The organism is Dyadobacter sp. 3J3 (genome assembly GCF_009801115.1).
Lineage (GTDB): Bacteria > Bacteroidota > Bacteroidia > Cytophagales > Spirosomataceae > Dyadobacter.
Genome location: NZ_VTOL01000006.1, coordinates 118,096 through 136,172 on the forward strand (window position 1 = coordinate 118,096; position 18,077 = coordinate 136,172).

Sequence of the window (18,077 nt, forward strand, 5' to 3'; positions counted from 1 at the left end):
ACTTTCAGGTATTCCTGTTGTTGTTTTTTACCTCCGCGCAACTCTGCGCCCAAATGCCATCCCTAACGCTTGAACATCTTACAACAAGAGAAGGGCTTCCGTCCAATGAAGTTTGGTCGCTCACCAATGATAAACAAGGCTTTTTGTGGATTGGTACTGGCAGAAATATTTGCCGCTACGATGGCTATAATTTTCTAAGGCTGGATAGTCTGAAATTAGGATATTGCTCCGGTGTGTCAACCGACTCGAATGGTGATATTTATACTTCCAATGATACCAGAGGTTTATGCAAAATCGATGCAAAAACATTGACAGTAAAAACGCTGGTGATAAATAATTATGATGATTCCGATCCAACCAACGACCTCCATGAACAGGGTATGGTAGACAGCCACGACCAGGTTTGGGTTTGCGACTACACTTCGGTTAAACGCTATGATCCGGAGACCGGAAAGCTTCACCGATATACCTTTTCTCAAACGGCCTCAGGTGGAGATGTTTACCAATATGCAAGCTTCTTTGAAGATAGCAAACGGAGGCTTTGGATTATTTCGGAAATTGGTCTTTATCAATACGATAGGAATACAGACAAACTTGTCTGTATGCTGGGAAAAGAAGCAGCTCTGATCAAAAACAGGATTCCAATACGTTTGTCAAAAGCCTGTGAGGATAGTAAGGGAAATCTTTGGATAGGAGGATACGAGTATGGTCTGGTCCGTTTTTCACCTTCTGATCAATCATTTACTATTAGAAAAGTAGGTTTTGAACATAATCAGGTTAGCTGTGTTCAGGAATCACAGGATGAAAATGGCCGTAAACTTCTTTTTGTTGGAACAAATGACGGGATCAGCATTTTTTATCCGGATCGTAATGAGCTTTACAATCTGCCCGAATTTTATAAAAATGGTATCCGCGTTAAGGCAATGTACGAAGACAAAGTCAACCGTATTCTTTGGATAGGAACAAGCGATGGCGTTTATAAGTACCGTTATGGAAATGCCGGAATTCATACCATTGCAATTCCGGCAGGTGTGGTGCGGCTTCCTGTTCAGATCACTACGATTTTACCAGCCCCCGATGAAACCTTTCTCCTGGGCCTTTCTCATTCCGGCGCTCTGCTATGGAAACCTTCCGAAAACTTTTTTAAATTATTGCCCTATCCAGCTCATGCACTTACACAGCAAATGCGCTGGATTCAGGGCCGACCGTATGCATTCACAGACAAAGGGGTTTTTGCTGGAGATATCAAAAAAGGAAAGTTTTCGGTATTCCAATCCACATCGGTTTTGTTCAAAAATACAGATTTCAGGGATGGATTAGTGGATAAAAAAGGACGTTTGTGGATTGCGAATCTTAATGAAGGCCTTAAAGTAATAGATCCGGCTTCCAAACAGGAAATTAAGTTATGGTCTGCCAGGGAAGGCCGGAAATTAGTAAACCTGACTTACCTGAAAGCAATTCTGGAAGGCACGGATGGGCGAATCTGGGTGGCAACATGCTCACGGGGATTATTTTTTTTCGATGAAAAAGCCGGGAAATTTATCAATATTGAAACACTTCCTAAGAATAAAGGAAAAATGATCGGGGGAGACTGTATCAATGGAATGCAAAAGGGGCCAAACGGCAGCATTTTGATTTCAAGCTGGGGAGGGGTTTCAAAACTTTCATCAACAGGTTCGATTTTAAGCACATTCGAATTTAAAACCGACGCGCTAAATGATACTTATTGCGCAAATATCGCTGAAATGTCAGATGAAAATCTTTGGTTTAGTACCAATGAAGGTATTCACATTGCTAATCTGAAAACGCGTGCAATTCGTTACCTGACAACAATTGAGGGGTTGAAAAGTAATGCTCCGGTAGGATTTTATCCCCGCTCGGGCAATGAGCTCTTTTTGGGACATACCAATGCTATTAATATTCTGGACATAAATCAGCTGAATAATAACATAATTTCGCCCAGGGTGGTGATCAGTACGGTGGAAGTAAAAGGTAAAACTTTACATCAGGATCTAACCAAAGAAATTTTTCTTGGACCGGATGAAAATTCGATTACCTTTAATTTTTCAACATTGAATTTTGAACCGGCCTCCAAAAATTTATTCAGTGTTAAACTCGAAGGTTTTGAAACGAACTGGATTGATCTGGGCAATCAGCATACCGTTTCCTTCACTAATCTTCCGGCCAAATCGTACCGGTTGCTCGTCCGGAGCAGAAATAGTTCTGGTAAAATAAGTGATAGGCCGCTTATTGTTCAATTTCGGGTTGAGCCTTATTTTATCAATACTTTGTTTTTCAGAACATTGATCGGACTGGCTATAGCGGCAATGATCGTGGCAATGATGCGGTGGCGGGTCAATACGCTGGCAGAGCGGAACCGGCTTGATTTGCAAATAGCAGAATGGCGGCTAAAGGCGCTGCAATCGCAAATGAATCCCCATTTTTTATTCAATTCACTAAACTCGGTTCAAAATTACCTGCTGACTAACCGGGGCGTTGAGGGAGCGAAATATCTTTCGAAATTCTCAAAACTGGTGCGGCGGATCATGGAGAATTCCAATCACCAGTATCTTTCCTTCGAACAGATTATTGATACGCTGCGTATGTATGTTGAGATAGAATCTTTTCGATTTAATCATGAATTCAGCTATACATTTGATATTGAGGATAATGAGGTATTGCTTGATGCACATCTTCCGCCTATGCTTTTGCAACCTTATGTCGAAAATGCAATATGGCACGGTTTGATGCCAAAAGAAGGGGAGAAGAAATTAAAGATAACGGCCAGGATTTTAGATAAACATATTGTTTGTACGATTGAAGACAACGGAGTCGGAAGGACTTTTGCACCCAGGACAGAAGGTCACGTTTCGCGTGGACAGGAAATGACAAAAGGAATTTTTGAATCACTTCGTCATAAGGATAGTGATGCAAAAATAGAATTTATTGATTTGTTTGATGCAGATAATAATCCTGCCGGAACACGGGTAAGCATGAAAATTCCACTTGAAAATGTATAACATATGAAACAAGATTTACGCGCTGTAATCATTGACGATGAAACCAACGCCCGGGAAGCACTGACTAACCTGCTTAGACTGGTTTGCCCCGGTGTCGAAATTTGTGGTGAAGCAAAAAATGCCGATCTGGGTATTGAATTGATAAAGGAAAAGAAGCCAGACTTAGTTTTTCTCGATATTCAGATGCCCGGAAAGTCAGGATTTGATTTACTTGCTTCCTTTGAAAAAGTTGTTTTCGGAATTATTTTCACAACGGCCTATCAGGAATTTGCCATACGTGCATTCCGGTTCAGCGCGATAGATTATCTTCTCAAACCGATTGATCCGGATGAATTACAGGTTGCTGTTGAGAAATATAAATTACAGACAGTCAGCTTAAGCCCACAGCAGATTCAGATTTTGCAGCAACAGCTGGATTCTCCGGGAACTATCCGCCTTATTCATCGTCAAAGGAATGATAATCAACGAATCGCATTGCCAACAGCAGAAGGAATTCACTTTGTGCAAATGACTGAAATCATTCAATGTGAGTCACTGGGCTCTTATACCAAGTTTCACCTTCTTAAAGGACCGGCCATTGTTGTTTCCAGACTTCTCAAAGAATACGAAGAGATTCTGGATAACTATTATTTTTTTCGCGTACATCAATCCAATATCATTAATCTGGAACATATCAAACGATATGTTAAAGGAGACGGTGGGCAGGTATGGATGAGCGATAATACAGAAATCGAAGTTTCACGTCGCCGTAAAGATGAATTTCTTTCGATCCTGTCGGATTTTTATGTCAATTCAGGGAAATTAAAATGAAATCCTGGTTTGAACTGCGTGTGATCAAAAAGCAGAAAACATCATATTAATTCTAAGACCTGGTTTATTTTTTTAACCATTTGTATAACATTTCTCACCGCGTTTAAAGTAAAACCTGCCTAACTATGAATCAGATGCGATCCGATACCAAGATGCTCGTATGCGATTGTACATACTGAGTTACAGAAGGCAGGTAGGGCGCAAGGAGGAAAAGTACCTGAGGCTTATTTTGATTTTTGGGAATCATTACCAATCCGAAATATTGCGGCTCAATATGACGCGGAATATCTTAACTTTTTGTGGCAATATATTTATCATAAATCCACAAGTACCTATCAAAAAGCAAAGAAAACAAGTACTTTATCCTCTGATTATGAAACAGCTAAATTACTTTTAGGCAAACAAATCGCAGAATTTTATACTATTTTTTCAATCAGTGCTGAATTGGGCAAGAATCCTGAACAGATGAAAGTTGATTTGTCAAAACTAATTTTTTCCAAATCCAGCAATTATCTGATCACCTTTTTGAAGGCAGAGGCTTCGAAAAGAATAAGCATCCTGGGCGTAGGGAAAAGTAGTCCAAACTTCTTTTTGGAGGATAGCCGGGATTCACTTGTTTCTTTAAGTCAGTTTAAAAGACAAGTGGTATATCTGAGTTTTTGGTTTGCCGGATGCAAAGGGTGCATTCAGGAATTTCCTTTCGAAAATGAAATGGTAAAGAAATTTACTGGGAAACCGCTAAAAATTATCAGTATTTGCACACGTACTTCAAAAGAAAAATGGCTTGAAAAAATTAATAGTTTTGGCCTTGAAACGCTAAATCTTTACGCCAATCCGTCCTGGAGCGGTACGCTGGAAAAGAAATTCGGAATTGAAGTCTATCCGCACTATGTTTTGATTGGAAAAGACGGAAACGTGATCGAAAACTTCGCAAACCGACCCAGCCAGAGAGCAGACTTGAAAATTGAAAAGGAGCTGTCGGTCAAGAATTTGGACTAAAAGTGCCTTTTGCCTGGTGATTTATGACAGTTTCAACTTGCAATTTTAAGCAATTTCGTGCGCAATTAGGTAAAACCACTACTCATGGAATTACTTCATTTTAACCTGTTGTGGAGGGATAAGAAATACCGCAAGTGCACTTGTATATTACTCACGGTAATTTTTTGTAATCTCGTACTTCTATTATATGAAAATAATGTAAAATAATAGAACAAGTCTTTTTTGTGCCGATCCATACTTCTGGTTTAACAAAAGTTTTAGAAACAAGGAGTAACAAACAAACTATTAGGTATTTGGTTTTTCATGAATATAGTAGACTTATTCAGAACAAATATCAAATTTCGCCCGGTAAATAAATACAAAATGTAGCACCTTCTCCCGGTTTGCTGTGGGCGGTAATTCCTCCGCCGTGGTTTGCAACTACCCGTTCGCAAATGGCAAGGCCAACGCCGGTGCCCGGAAATTTACTTTGACTATGCAATCTTTGGAAAACCTTGAAAATACGGTCTAGATACTGAGGCTCAAAACCTATACCATTATCGCTAACATTGATCTGATGAAATTCATGTGCGTTGCTGACTGGCTGGACTTCAGCTGGTAATTCATTCCTTTTCTTTTTGAAATGCTGAATTCTGATATTAGGCTCCTGAAGATGCGGTGTAAACTTAATTGCGTTGGATATCAGGTTCTGAAATAAATGTATCAACTGCGATTTATCACCTTGCAGCTCTGTTAGATCGTTTACTTCAATGAAAGCATTTCTCTGCTCTATTTCCAGTGAAAGGGTTTCCAACACGTCCGTGATAACAGAATTCAAAGAAATCCTGGCAAACTTTTGCTGACTGTTATCGACAAGTGAATAGGTAAGCACATCTCTGATCAGAGAAGACATTCTGGCAGCGGCTGCACCTATTCTCTGGAGAAGATGTGATGAAGTTTCATCCAGTTGATTACCTTCTTTTTGGGTCAGCATCGAGCTGAATGTCTGAATTTTACGCAATGGCTCCTGCATATCGTGGCTGGCAATATATGCGAACTGCCGAAGGTTGCCATTTAATCGTACAAGGTCTTCGTTGGCCAGTGTTAGTTCCTGGGTTCTTTGGTCCACCCGCTGTTCCAGTTCTTGTGAAAACTGGCGATACCTTGCCTCGCTCGCTTCGATATTTTGCCGGTTTCTTACCTGACCGGTGACATCGGTAGCAATGACCAAAATTCCGAATATTGTACCATTGCTATGTCGACGGGGCTGATAAGTCAAATCTACAAAAATCGTTTCCTCTTTATTTTCCCGTGTAATCACAACTGCCTTTTCCTCAGTAATATAAGGCTTGCCGGTTGCCATGACTTTTCTCAATAAATCGTCCAGCCCCTGACCTTTTAATTCTGGCAGTGCTATTGACAAGGGATAGCCAATCAGTTGCTCAGGAGTCCTGCCAACTAATTCCGCATAAAACGGATTAGCCATTGTAAAAGTCAGTTCGCACTCATCAATAAGCGCGATAGCAACGGGAGATTGTTCAAAAGATGAGAGTATCTGCCGCTGTGCCTCATCAATTTTTTGTTGGGCTATAACCCGGTCAGTAACATCAACGGCCATATCCATAACACCATATACCTCACCATCTTTGTTGCGAACAGGCTGATAGGTAAAGTCAAAATAATGACTTTTCAGCACACCATCAATGAACAATTCGGCGCGCATATTCAACGCTTTGTAGGGCTCACCGGTTTCTAAAACCGTATTCAGAATATTCAAAAAAGACTGTTCTTTAAGTTCGGGAAGTACTTCCGCAAGGGGTTTACCAAGTACTGATGAATCTTTCCCCCAATAATTCAGCATCAGATCATTGGCAAGTTCGATACGAAGCTGTTTTCCTGTAAACAAACAAGTCGCCACAGGAGCCTGATCAATAAGAGAGCGGAAGCGTGCCTCGCTTTGTGCAAGAGCTGCCCGGATTTTAAGCTGTTCAGCAATTTCCGCACGCAGGCGCTCATCGTTCTGCTTTAATTCTTTATTTTGCTTTCTGATCGTAAGAAGATTAACGACTTGTCTGGCTAAAATTTTAAGTGCCGACCTTTGGGATTCGCTGAGCTGTTTGGGAACGTTATCAATTACACACAAAGAACCCAGGGCGTAACCGTTTTCATCAACAATTGGCGTTCCGGCATAAAAAATAACATTAGGATCTCCCGTCACCAGTGGATTTTGTGCAAAACGCTCGTCCTTTCTTGAATCCGAAATTATAAATGTTTCTGTTGGATTGATAATGGCGTGGGCACAAAATGAATAATCACGTGGAGTTTCACGCGCCGTAAGACCATGATTTGATTTAAACCATTGCCTGTTTTCATCCACTAAACTTACCAGGGAAATGGGTGTCTGACATATTTCAGCCGCTAACTGTGTAATATTATCATAGTCTTGTTCTGGTAAAGTATCCAGAATATCATAGCTTTTAAGGGCATTTAGTCGTTTGATTTCCTCAAAAGGGAGATATTCATTCATCAGTTGTGAGATTATTTTTAAACTAAAACTTCAAATTAAGCTATTTCTGACAATAATTTTTGAAGACATCATGCATAGTAAAAAATGATGCCAATAGTTTTCTGCTAGCTCTGCTTTTTTTGCTAATACTTACGATAAAAAGTATTATTAGATGTATTTTATTTCACCTGATGTAATTTACATTCGAAACAAAACAGGCGCGGATGCAAATGCACCAGCGCCTGTTTTGTTTCGTTAAATTTTACTTTTATATCAACCTTGACTCACGGTCTTCTCTCTTTTTCTTTTGTTTGTAAGCAATTTTTTCAATCGCAACAAAAAGAACAGGAACTACAAAGATCGCCAGCGAAGTTGCTGCAAGCATCCCTCCAAATACGGTCCAGCCAATGGTTTTACGTGATTCAGCCGCTGCGCCACTTGCAAATGCAAGAGGAAGTACCCCAAGAATAAAGGCGAGTGATGTCATAATAATCGGTCGCAAACGAAGCTGAACCGCTTCCAATGTTGCTTTCACCAATTCCATTCCGCCATCAACCCGCTCTTTGGCAAATTCCACGATAAGAATCGCATTTTTGGCCGCAAGTCCGATCAGCGTAATTAAACCGATCTGTGCGTAAATATTATTGGTTAGGTTTGGAAGCAACGTCAGTGTAATAATCGATCCCAAAGCTCCGATCGGTACTGCAAAAAGTACTGAGAAAGGAATTGACCAGCTTTCATAAAGCGCGGCAAGGAAAAGGAATACAAAGACAATCGAGATTGCAAAAATCGTTGTCGTGGCATCACCCGCCTTTATTTCTTCCGAACTCATACCTGAGAATTCATAACCGTAACCGTCAGGGAGTGTCGCCGCTACTTCTTTCAGTGCCTGAATAGCCTGGCCGGAACTGAAACCTGGTTTTGGTACTCCGTTAATTTCAACAGACCGGTAAATATTATAATGGGAAATAAGCGCAGGGTTTTCTACCACTTTGCTGGTGATAAGTGCTGATAGCGGAATCATATTTCCCTGTGAATTTCTCACATAAAACTTATTAAGCTGATCAAGATTTGAGCGGAAACTACTGTCGGCCTGCACCATTACACGGAAGTTACGTCCGTAAAGGTTGAAGTCATTTACATACGTACTACCCAAAAGTGTAGATAGTGTATTGAAAACATCATTCACCTGAATACCAAGCTTTTTAGTCTTATCCCGGTCTACATCAATTTGATATGACGGCGTTTTGGCATTAAAGAATGTATAGGCCATTCCGATTTCAGGACGCTGATTTACAGCGCCAAGGAATTTTTGGGTAACGGCTTCAAACTTTTTGATATCATCCGTACTTGTTGTTTGTTGAAGTTCAAACGTAAAACCGGAAGTTTGGCCAAGACCAGGAATCGCTGGAGGAGCAATTGCAAGTACACGAGCTTCTTTAATATCGGCAGTCTTTTGTTGTATTTGTTTGATCACAGCCTGGACATGGTGCTCGGCTCCTTTACGATCAGCCCATGGCTGAAGTGTAACGAACATAGTACCAACGTTGGATTTATTTGAAAAGCTGATTACGTTAAGACCTGCAAGTCCACCTACCGTTTTAATTTCCGGAATAGACTGCACACGTTTCATAACTTCTTTGATCATCGCAATGTTACGGGTCGTAGAAGCACCTTCCTGCATTTCATAAGTTACAAAAAGACGTCCTTCATCTTCAACCGGGATAAAGCCGGATGGTTTGTTTTTGAACAAAAACACAAGGCCAACGATCAGACAAACCATCATGATAATCACATAAGGTGTGCCTTTTATCCATTTGGAAACACCGCGGGTATATGAGCGGGAAACGCCGTCAAACCATTTGTTGAATTTGTCAAAGAATTTTTCAAGCCAGTTCTTTTTCTCATTTGCACCTTTTGTTGGTTTAAGCATCATCGCACAAAGCGCTGGTGTTAATGAAAGGGCTACAAAGGCAGAAAGAAGTACAGAAACCGCAATGGTAATCGCGAATTGCTGATAAAGACGACCTACAATTCCGGGTACAAAACTTACCGGAACGAATACCGCCGCAAGAATAAGCGCAATGGCAATAACTGGACCGGAGATTTCATCCATCGCTTTCTTGGTTGCTGCTTTGGGAGACATCCTGCCATGGTCAATGTTATGCTGGACGGCCTCCACTACCACAATCGCATCATCCACCACAATACCAATTGCAAGTACGAAGGCGAAAAGTGTCAGCGTGTTGATCGTAAACCCAAAAGGAATAAAGAATATAAATGTTCCGATCAAAGATACCGGAATTGCAAGGATAGGAATCAGTGTTGCCCGCCAGTTCTGAAGGAAAAGGAATACCACAAGTACTACCAGAATCATTGCTTCGGCAAATGTATGTAAAACTTCTTCAATCGAAACCCTAACCACGGAAGCTGTTTCAACAGGAATTACAAAATCAATATCTTTTGGAAACGTTTTTTTCATTTCCGCCAGTGCTGCCATAATGCCATCATAGGTATCAAGTGCGTTGGCACCCGGCGCCTGGTAGATCAAAACAAAAGCAGCTGGTTTTCCATTTACAAAAGCATTAGAATTATAATCAAATTTACCAAGTTCTACGCGTGCTACATCTTTCAAATATACAACACTTCCTTCCGAAGGGGAGGAGCGAACGATAATATCATTAAACTGCTGTTCCGTATTCAGACGGCTATTTGTCAGTACGCTATATTCAAAAGCTTGAGCAGTTGGCTGAGGTGTTGAACCTACGGTACCTGCTGCAATCTGAAGGTTGTTTTCTGCCAGCGAGGCGATAATATCAGAAGGCGTCATGTTTAAATTTGCCAGCTTATCCGGATTAAGCCAGATACGCATACCGAAGTCATCCGCACGGGAAACAATATCACCCACACCTTTCACACGCTGAATTCTGTCTTTCAGATAAATGTTGGCATAGTTACCAATAAACTGTGCACTGTGTGTTCCTTTTGGTGAATACAAAGCAACGGCAACCATGATGGCCGGTTGTCTTTTACGTACTGTAAGACCCAGTCTTTTTACTACATCCGGAAGTGCCGGCTCAGCCACACTTACACGGTTTTGCACGTCAAGTGCAGCAATATTGACATCGGTACCAATATCAAAAACAACGTTAATACTACTCTGTCCACTACTTGTACTGTTGGACGACATATAGCTCATACCCGGCGTACCATTCACCTGTGTTTCGATCGCCGTCGTAGTTGTCTGCTCTACGGTCTGGGCGTCGGCCCCGGTGAATACACCTGAAATCGTAACCGTGGGCGGAGTTACATCCGGATACTGTGCAACCGGCAGTGTGGTTAAGGAAATAAGGCCCACGAGTACAAGTACGATTGAAGCAACAATCGCTGTAACAGGCCTTTTTATGAAAATATCTGCAATCATTTTTTTAGTATTTAAGGAAGTCAGAAGGAGGCTGACATAAATAATATCAAGTCCTGTTTATCTATCTTATTTTTTTGCAGGAGCTGCTGATGCGGCTGCCGGCGGTGTTCCCGTAGAAATTTTTGCTCCCTCACGTAGATTCTGAACGCCTTCAACAACAATTTTTTCGCCTGCTTTAAGACCTTCTTTTACAATGATGTTGGTGCCGATTGGCTCGCCTAATGTAAGTTTACGCTGACTCACTTTACTTGAATCGGCTTCTACATATACAAAGAATTCACCCAACTGCTCAGTAACTGCTTTGTAAGGAATAAGTACGGCTCCTTTGGAAGCGGTATTCAAAACTCTCACCGTTCCGGTCATCCCGGCCCGAAGCATATTATCTTTATTTGGGAAAGATAAACGAGTTTTGATCGAACCCGTCTGAGGATCAACTGCGCGGTCAATCAAAAGAAGTTTTCCTGGATAAGGATAGATCTGTGTTCCAAAAGCAATGGTAAAAGTCGAGTCGGAAGATCCGCCATTTTTCAAAAGATTTGAGAAACGGTAGATTTCTTTCTGGTCAACATTGAAATCCACTGCCAGCTGACCGTCGGTTGAAACTGTATTTAAAACGGTTTGTCCTGCGCTAACGGCAGCACCCACTTTTACAAGCGAAATACCGATCACGCCATCAAACGGAGCGAAAACTTTGGTATAACGTACGCTTGTATTTGCTGCTGCAATGCTTGCTCTGGCTGCATCTTCCTGCTTTTTTGCTACTTCAAGTGCAGCATCTGCATTGTCGACCAGTTGTTTTGCAACTGCATCATTTTTGTCAAGCTCATGGTAACGGTCCGCATCTTTTTGGGCCTTTACCGTATTTGCTTTTTGCACGTTCAAACTGGCAACTGCCTGATCGTAGTTGGCAGAATAAAGCTGCGCATCTACTGTGTAAAGCAATTGTCCTTTTCTTACTCTCGCACCGTCCTTAAAATGAATTCCGTTAATAAAGCCAGTCACCTGCGGACGAAGCTCCACTACATTCAGAGCGGTTACGCTAGCAGGATATTGATCGTGATAAACTGCATCCGTAGCTTTAACTTCTTCCAGTGTTACATTAACCGCAGGCGGACCTTGCATAGCTGGCTGGTCGTTCTTTTTTGCGCAGGAAGCCATTACCAAAACTGATAACGCCGCTGTATAATATTTTGATGAATTTAAAAACATGGTATCAAAGGGATTTCAATAATTAATAGTTTAACTGGCCAAGGGCTTTTTGTACGTCGATCTTATTGGCTAACACCTGATAGAGTGCATTGTAATAATTTATTCTGGCCAGGCGAAGATCTGTTTCCGAAGTAATCACTTCCAGGTATGTTTTAATACCTGACTTATATTGAAGCTGAATCACATCATAAACTTCTTTGGCCAGATCAACATTGTCTTTCTGGGCCAGCAGCGTTGCAAGGCTTCCCTTGTAATAACCAAGCGCACTGGCATATTCAGAATTTACATTGTTTTTCAGGTTTGTTATATCAAGATTGGTTCTCTTTAACTGCCACTCTGCGGAATTGATATTGTACTTTCTTTTTCCACCTTGAAAAAGAGGTAACGCCAAAGTCACCGCAGCAAAAGATTGAGGATAGTTATTGATATAAAGATCGCCAAACTTATTGTTCTGATAGTTTAAGTTATAAGCACCGTTCGCCGCAATGGTTGGAAGGAAACTCATTTTGTTGTAACTAAGATTAGACTCCTGAAGTCTTTTCTGCGTAGTTAAGAGCTGGAATTCAATTCTGGAATTCACATCCGGCCCCTGAATGGTATCAATCAGCATTTCTCTTTCCATTTGTAAAGAGTCATAACTGATTTTCAATTCTTTCTCAACCGGATAACCCATCAATGCTTTAAGATATTCCAATTTTCCCTTCAAAACATCCTCGTTGCTTTTCTTGGAAGCTTTGGTATTGTTAAGAGAAATCATCGCTCTTTTGTAGTCAATCTTATCTGTCACACCCGACTTGTACTGATTTTGGGCATCTTGCAAGCTCCTTTCCAGGCGGACAATATCTTCCTGGGAAACATAGATCTGCTGCGAAGTTGCCAGCACATCATAAAACGCTTTGGAAACATTTACGGCAAGATCAACTTTATTTGCCGTCGTAGTCTGGCTCGCCTGTAGCTGCACATCCCCGCGTGTTCTTTTGGCAAGCAGCACATCACGGTTGAAAATCGCCTGCGAGAGCGTGAATTGTGCAGCGGACGTATTATTCACACCAAGTTTTACAGGGTTTCCACCAATAATACTCGTCTGAATTAAAAAATTGTGCTGCAAACTGTAATTGAAATTGATCTGCGGATACCAGTCTGCAAGTTTTGTTTTAACTGTGTTTTCGGTAATGCGCTCATCAATAACAGATTGGCGGATCAATGGCTGGTTTTTCATAGCATACTGGATTATTTCTTCCAGTGTTCCGCTAGTAACCGTACCTTGCTCAGTACCCTCGGTTGCAGTGGTGACCTTAAACTGGGCAGCTGCAAAAAGGGGCGAAAGTAGCAAAAGTGTAATACTAAGTGCTAAAAGCCTTATTGTTTTAGCGTTATAATAACAATTCATGAAAAGGAGAACGTTAATTGGATAATGATAAAAATGGTGTTAAATAAATGCAGGGGTTAGTCTAATTTAGCTCTAACCGTCAATTGTGTGCTTTAATTCCTGAACAAGTGTGAAGCGAAATATTTTTTTGAGGTGAACACTTAAATTTTGCCTAAGATGATTTTCCAATTCCTCCTGCGTAGCGTTCTGAAGGCCATGGATTTTCCGGTAAAAACGCTGTGTACTGACTGCCTGGTTAATGGTGCCAAACAGTGTAGTTGATAACACCCATACATCCACATCGCTTCTAAATTCACCGGTTAGCTGTCCTTCCTGAATGATTTTTTTCATTGCAGCAAGGTTGTTGCCCTTCATTTCATCCAACAGGTCAGAGATTATCGGAGTCAGGGAATCACCCGCCAGCTGCTCTCTTAAAACAATGTTGTGAAAGCAATGTTTTTCTATCAAACGGTTAAGGACCCAATCAATCATCAGGTTTACTTTCTGTACCGGCGACAGATCCAGGTCTTTTAAAAGGTTGTCGAGTTTTGATCTAAACTCCTGAGACCGGAGGGAAAAGAGCGCCTCAATGAGTTTTTCCTTAGAGCCGAAATAATAGGAGATCATCGACACATTTACTTCGGCTTCCTGAGAAATGTCCCGGATAGAAGTACCTGAGAACCCCTTTTCAGAAAATAGCTTTTCAGCTACCTCAATAATTTTTAACTGTTTTGGATTGTATTTCATCTTGGGTCTACCTGCACTTTAAAGTAGATAAATGCCAGGTAACAGCTCAAAGGTATAGGAATAAAAAACTAAATCAAACGTTTGTTTGAAAAAATCAAACACTTATTTGATAAATAGAAATTTATATTTGGATAAGACAAATTCAGGAAGAAATAATCATGAATTACTTTTATAAAGCAGTTTCCTGACCTGGATTAATGTCTGATTGAGGCCATATTTTCTCTATAATGAAGGCGAAACTAATAACAAGCACACAACCGATTAGATTAAGCCATAAAAATGCGGTAAGATCTTTCCAATAACTGAGTACAACAAAAACTTCCCCCAGGATGGAGGCGTAAAAAACAGCGCGGCCACCGATACTTTTAAAGTAAAAGGCAACAAGGAAAATTCCTAAAATCACACCGTAAAACAAAGATCCTAAAACATTGACTGCTTCGATCATGCTTCCCAGACGACTTGCATATTGAGCCACAAAAATACAGAAGATCCCCCAAAAGAAAGTTGCCCAGCGGGAAGCTTTCACATAATCAATATTTTCATCGTCCTTATGATAAATTCGTTTGTAAATGTCCATAACTGTACATGAGGCCAATGAATTGTAGGCCGCGGCAACGGAACCCATCGATGCCAGAAGGATCACCGCAATTAAAAGTCCGAGCATTCCGACAGGCAGATAATCAATCACAAAACGAAGAAAGATGTAATTGACATCATTCACTTCTCCACCGTTGGCTTTGGATAAAAGCGTCTGTGCTTTTCCACGAACTTCTTTTACTTTGTTTTCATCAGCGGCCAGAATCGTGCGGGCTTTATCAACAGCTGCTTCGTCTTCCTTATTCAGTGCACTTGTCAGAGCCAGCACGTGCGGTCTTTTTTCTTTTTGAATAAGCGCATGCTGATCTTCGAGAACTTTATAATCCTGTGCAAATTCCGTCTTTTTGATCTTATCAACTTCCACCTGATTGAAAAATAACGGCGGATTAGTAAATTGATAAAATGCAAAAACCAGTACGCCTACCAAAAGGATTAAAAACTGCATTGGTATTTTTAAAAGTCCGTTCATGGCAAGGCCGAGTTTACTTTGGCCTTCTGAGCTTCCTGTAAGATAACGCCCCACTTGTGATTGATCTGTTCCAAAATAGGAGAGCTGTAAAAAGAAACCACCGATAAGCCCCGACCAGACATTGTAACGGTTGTTCAAATCAAAACTGAAATCGATCAGATTGGTTTTTCCCATTTTCCCGGCAACATGCAGTGCATCGGAAAAAGAAACAGTATCAGGCAAAAGTTTTACAACCATAAAACCAGCGATGACCATGCCGACCGTGACGATGCCCATTTGTTGCAAATGCGTATGTGAAACTGCCTGTGCACCACCCGAAACGGTATAAAGCATCACAATGCCACCTGAAATAATATTGGTCAGCGTAATATCCCAGCCAAGAATGGAAGACAAAATTAAAGACGGAGCATATATGGAAAGTCCAGTTGAAAGTCCTCTTTGTAAAAGGAAAAGAAAAGAAGTAAGGGTACGGGTTCTGAGATCAAAACGACCTTCCAGAAATTCGTAGGCAGTAAATATTTTGAGTTTGCCAAACTTGGGAACAAACGTAATACAGAGCACAACCATCGCCAGCGGCAACCCGAAATAGAATTGCACAAACCGCATACCATCTGTATACGCCTGCCCGGGAGCCGAAAGAAATGTGATGGCACTCGCCTGAGTAGCCATCAGTGACAAAGTTACGTGATACCAGGGAAGTGATTTATTGGCAAGAAGGTAAGAGTCGATACTATTATTTTCACGGCTTTTGTAAATACCGTAGGCAACAATAAACGTAAGTGTTAAAGAAAGTACAATCCAGTCAAGGTAGCTCATTCGAAGTGGGTCATAAAAAGATAAAAAAGAGCAATAAGCACTACCAGTGTGGCAATCAGTAGTTTATATAGCTGCGGCCACGAATTCACAAATGGAGGCAAACCATCGCGGTCCGTATCGGTGCTTTCTTTTTTATCCATTATAAAGGTTCAGGGTTTGTTTAACAGCAGTTTTTACCGTTTTGCAAAAATAGAACGGTTTTTGGTTTGTTTTAGCATATAACTCCTAATCAGCAGGTCTATTATGATTTGTTAACAATTTGAAGTAATAAGGCTGAAATCACAAGTTTCGTCCATTATCCCTTTAAATTGTAGATAATCTTTTGTTGTAGAAAAGGTTGGTCATTAAAAAGAGAACCGTTGTTTTTCCTCGTCATCTGTACTTATTATGCCTCAATTCTTGCAAAAACAGGGTTTAACGAGTTCATCAAGTCTTTTTATGCCCGTTTTTTAAAAAAAAGGTGTGATAGTTCTTGATATATTCACAGTTTAACCAATCTTGTTTCAATTAGTTACTTAGGTATGGTTGTTTGGTCTCAATAGTAAATCAAATAACTTAAAATGAAAAATCTATTTATTATACCTATAGCGATATTTTGCCTGTCCATCGGCGCTCAGGCACAGGAAGTGAATAAAGATTCTCTTCAATCTTTGAAGGATGAGAAGAAAAACATTGAAATTAATAAAAGCATAAACGAGAATAAGACGGAGTTGGCTAAAAGCCAAAATGATCTGGCTGAGAAAAATAAGGAAGTGGAAAAAACGGCTGGGGATGCGCAAAAAGCAGCAGACAGTAATAAAGCTTTGGCAGCAAGATTAGGGAAAGATCCTCAAAATAAAAAATTGGCAAGTGACGCAAGTAAATCTGCGCGCCAGGCAGAGAGAAGCGCAAAAAAAGCAAGAAATGCAGCTGACGATCAGCAAAAATTGACGAAGGATATTGCTTCCCTGCAAAGCAAAATCGCAGAAGACGAGGCAAAACTGGGTATGCAATCTTCTGTTGCAAATACAACTTCCCAACCGTTAACTGCGATGCAAAGTGCCCCTATGCAACCTGCTGTAAATAGTACTGTGCAAAATACTGCACCTGCGGCTAAAATGGAAAACACACGAATGGCGCAGCCGCAGGTAATCACACAAAATATCAATGTGGATTCGCTTCGCTCAGTACAAAATGCGCAGGGAATTGCTCAGAAAGTTGTAGAGGCGACTTATAAAAATTATCCGCAGCAGTCGGGGCAGCCTTCTATTATTATCAACAATATAATTATCCCGTCAGATTATGAACGACCAAAAGCGGCAACGCCTGGTCAAAATCCTGAAATGACGCAAATGAGTGCAAGAGAGAGAGAAGATTACGAAGACTACAAAGCATGGAAAAGACAACGACATGCAGATAATAGTAGCCGGGGAGATCAGCGTCGCTTTTCTGAAAATCGTGAGCAGAATTTCACTAACGAGTCACAGCCTGTCCAATCTAAGGATAGCAAATTAACTTTTAAGGAACGTTTCGGAGAAAGAACACCTAGAAATTCCGGATTATGGGTTATACCTGTTGTTGGTGTCCATGCGTCAAGTTTTAAAGCTGATTTCAACGATGGCAAAGCGGATGGCCGTATTGGCTGGAATGCAGGTCTGGATTTCAGAATTCATGAAAAAAGATTTTTCATCCAGCCGGGAGTACATTATTTCAGCTCTTCGATGCGCATTAGTACTGAGGATAGTTTATCCAATGCCCCTTTACTTTCAGGGCCAAGATTGCACTCACTTAAAGTTCCTTTGCTGGTTGGACTTTATCTTACCAAAGCAAATAAAGGATTTTTCAAAATGAATGTTAAAGCAGGAGCGACCGGAACTTATGTACTTGCTGTGGATAAAAGTGACATAAAACAATTTGACAGAGATAATATTGAAGATTTCTCCTACGGTTTAAACGCAGGGTTGGGATTGGAATTTGGTCTCATCACGTTAGATCTTTCGCATGAATGGGGAATGAGCACTGTGTTTAAAGACACTAATAATAAAAATAATGTCTTCCGCGCTACCATTGGATTGAAGCTTTAACATTAAGTTAAATTGCTAAAAAACACCCTGAAAATATTTGTATAAATTATTTTCAGGGTGTTTTATTAT

The 18,077-nt window shown here is 40.7% G+C and carries 10 protein-coding genes; 4 read left to right on the forward strand and 6 right to left on the reverse strand.

The window, feature by feature from the left end; genetic code table 11:
- The first annotated feature begins 53 nt into the window (after positions 1-53).
- The 3 genes from FZF08_RS14530 (at position 54) to FZF08_RS14540 (ending at position 4,829) form a co-directional block, all read left to right on the forward strand.
- Positions 54-3,020, forward strand: coding sequence for a sensor histidine kinase (locus FZF08_RS14530; RefSeq protein WP_159469949.1), 2,967 nt, complete (start codon positions 54-56; stop codon positions 3,018-3,020).
- Positions 3,021-3,023: 3 nt separating this feature from the next.
- Positions 3,024-3,830 (forward strand): LytTR family DNA-binding domain-containing protein, encoded by an 807-nt coding sequence (locus FZF08_RS14535; RefSeq protein WP_159469951.1) that lies wholly within the window; start codon positions 3,024-3,026, stop codon positions 3,828-3,830.
- A gap of 297 nt (positions 3,831-4,127) precedes the next feature.
- On the forward strand, positions 4,128-4,829 hold the full coding sequence (locus FZF08_RS14540) for a TlpA disulfide reductase family protein (protein ID WP_159469952.1): 702 nt from the start codon (positions 4,128-4,130) through the stop codon (positions 4,827-4,829).
- Positions 4,830-5,163: 334 nt separating this feature from the next.
- Here the strand turns inward: FZF08_RS14540 and FZF08_RS14545 are convergent, their stop codons facing one another.
- The 6 genes from FZF08_RS14545 to FZF08_RS14570 form a co-directional block, all read right to left on the reverse strand.
- Entirely contained in the window at positions 5,164-7,335 is a 2,172-nt protein-coding gene (locus FZF08_RS14545; protein ID WP_159469954.1) for a PAS domain-containing protein, read from the reverse strand.
- Positions 7,336-7,582: 247 nt separating this feature from the next.
- Complete coding sequence (locus FZF08_RS14550; RefSeq protein ID WP_159469956.1) at positions 7,583-10,738, reverse strand: efflux RND transporter permease subunit; 3,156 nt, start codon at positions 10,736-10,738, stop codon at positions 7,583-7,585.
- A gap of 66 nt (positions 10,739-10,804) precedes the next feature.
- Complete coding sequence (locus tag FZF08_RS14555) at positions 10,805-11,947, reverse strand: efflux RND transporter periplasmic adaptor subunit (protein ID WP_159469958.1); 1,143 nt, start codon at positions 11,945-11,947, stop codon at positions 10,805-10,807.
- Between the two features lie 22 nt (positions 11,948-11,969).
- Positions 11,970-13,337 carry a TolC family protein gene (locus FZF08_RS14560; RefSeq protein ID WP_159469960.1) on the reverse strand — a complete coding sequence of 456 codons (1,368 nt, stop codon included), beginning with the start codon at positions 13,335-13,337 and terminating at the stop codon, positions 11,970-11,972.
- 72 nt (positions 13,338-13,409) lie between these two features.
- The gene (locus FZF08_RS14565) at positions 13,410-14,063 is read right to left on the reverse strand and encodes a TetR/AcrR family transcriptional regulator (protein ID WP_159469962.1); all 654 of its coding nucleotides are present in this window, start codon (positions 14,061-14,063) and stop codon (positions 13,410-13,412) included.
- 169 nt (positions 14,064-14,232) lie between these two features.
- Positions 14,233-15,945 carry a sodium:solute symporter gene (locus tag FZF08_RS14570; RefSeq protein ID WP_159469964.1) on the reverse strand — a complete coding sequence of 571 codons (1,713 nt, stop codon included), beginning with the start codon at positions 15,943-15,945 and terminating at the stop codon, positions 14,233-14,235.
- Between the two features lie 560 nt (positions 15,946-16,505).
- Between FZF08_RS14570 and FZF08_RS14575 the strand changes: the two genes are divergently transcribed.
- Positions 16,506-18,008: a porin family protein gene (locus tag FZF08_RS14575; RefSeq protein WP_159469966.1), complete on the forward strand. Its 1,503-nt coding sequence runs from the start codon at positions 16,506-16,508 to the stop codon at positions 18,006-18,008.
- Positions 18,009-18,077: the final 69 nt, after the last annotated feature.

Coding starts and splice junctions, on each gene's coding strand:
- FZF08_RS14530 (WP_159469949.1), top strand. CDS start 54: ATGCCATCCCTAACGCTTGAACATCTTACAACAAGAGAAGGGCTTCCG.
- FZF08_RS14535 (WP_159469951.1), top strand. CDS start 3,024: ATGAAACAAGATTTACGCGCTGTAATCATTGACGATGAAACCAACGCC.
- FZF08_RS14545 (WP_159469954.1), bottom strand. CDS start 7,335: ATGAATGAATATCTCCCTTTTGAGGAAATCAAACGACTAAATGCCCTT.
- FZF08_RS14550 (WP_159469956.1), bottom strand. CDS start 10,738: ATGATTGCAGATATTTTCATAAAAAGGCCTGTTACAGCGATTGTTGCT.
- FZF08_RS14555 (WP_159469958.1), bottom strand. CDS start 11,947: ATGTTTTTAAATTCATCAAAATATTATACAGCGGCGTTATCAGTTTTG.
- FZF08_RS14560 (WP_159469960.1), bottom strand. CDS start 13,337: ATGAATTGTTATTATAACGCTAAAACAATAAGGCTTTTAGCACTTAGT.
- FZF08_RS14565 (WP_159469962.1), bottom strand. CDS start 14,063: ATGAAATACAATCCAAAACAGTTAAAAATTATTGAGGTAGCTGAAAAG.
- FZF08_RS14570 (WP_159469964.1), bottom strand. CDS start 15,945: ATGAGCTACCTTGACTGGATTGTACTTTCTTTAACACTTACGTTTATT.
- FZF08_RS14575 (WP_159469966.1), top strand. CDS start 16,506: ATGAAAAATCTATTTATTATACCTATAGCGATATTTTGCCTGTCCATC.